The following is a 1,264-nucleotide window of genomic DNA, read 5'->3' on the forward strand; positions in this document are numbered from 1 at the left end:
TATCACCGGTCGTTCGCCAGCATTTAACGTTTCGACAGCGCTATCCAGCATAGTGTTGACCAGTTCAGCATCGGGGCGTGTACTGAGAGACCAGCTCACAACTTTTCCATCGAAGCAGTCCACCACCGGTGACAGCCAGACTTTACCTGCAGGGAGCTGGAACTCCGTGATATCTGTCAGCCATTTCTGATTAGGTTGCTCCGCCTTAAAATCTCTGGCGATAAGGTTATCCGGAGCCGGTCCGATTTCTCCGCAATATGATCTGTAGCGGCGACGACGGTTACGGCTGACGACAAGCTGTTCCTCCACCATAAGTCTGCGTACAACCTTTTCTGATAGCCGCCCCCCCTCATGCCTGAGCATCGCATGCAGGCGACGATAGCCATAACACTGGTAATTACTGTTAAATATATCTGTCAGCATCGTACGTATCGTGGCGTATTTATCACCGGCTTTCAGTGCAGCCCGGTGATAAAAATAACTGCTACGGGCAAGGCCCAGAACATGCAGTAATTCTGTCAGGGGATATGTTTGTCTCAGGGCATCAGCGATCTTTGTTTTTTCTCTGTTGTTCAGGTGACTGATACTGATGCCCGGGTCTTTTTTTATGATTTCCTCCGCCTTTTTCAGAATATCCAGCTCCATCTGCCGGCGGCGTATTTCCTGATTCAGTCGGGCGACTTCCTCCCGCAACGCATCGCGTTCTGCCTCCAGGGAAGGTTCGTTATGTTTACGCATAGTCTGGTAAGCACTGTTGCCGATAATTTCATCTTTCCATTTATACAATACCGCACGACTGACACCAATACGCCTGGCGATTTCACTGGCTGATACTTGTCGTGTACAGAGTGCCATGACAGCCTGACGTTTGACTTCTGGTTCAAAGGGCGCAACCGGGTTGGCCTTACTGGTAAATATACGTCGTCTGTCGGGATAAAGTTCATTAACCCAGCGAGCGAGTACATCAGTGCAGGGATAACCCAGGGCTCTGCTGGTAAACGCCAGGCAGCAGCCGTGGTTAAGATAATGTTCAACGGCAACCTGTTTTTGCTCATCGGAGTAACGGTGCTTATGACGAATGGATTCTTTTGCGCCACCACCTGCTTCCCATGAGCGGATCCAACGCCGCAGATTTCTTTTCGAAGGGTAGCCCAGTTCGCGTACGACGGGAGCCAGCTTCTTACCATATTTGAAATAAAGCTCAATGGCGCGGATTTTTTCTTCTTCAGTAAACATGTTTTATCTCCTGAGAGTCCAGGAAATC

1 protein-coding gene is annotated in these 1,264 nt (G+C 49.8%); it reads right to left on the reverse strand.

All coding sequences use genetic code 11. The features are described from left to right. A partial coding sequence (locus BEA93_RS24395) for an IS3 family transposase (protein ID WP_105267689.1) occupies positions 1-1,236 on the reverse strand: 1,236 nt, incomplete at its 3' end. Positions 1,237-1,264: the final 28 nt, after the last annotated feature.

Origin of the sequence: Escherichia sp. MOD1-EC5950 (assembly GCF_002965345.1) — a bacterium.
Lineage (GTDB): Bacteria > Pseudomonadota > Gammaproteobacteria > Enterobacterales > Enterobacteriaceae > Escherichia > Escherichia marmotae.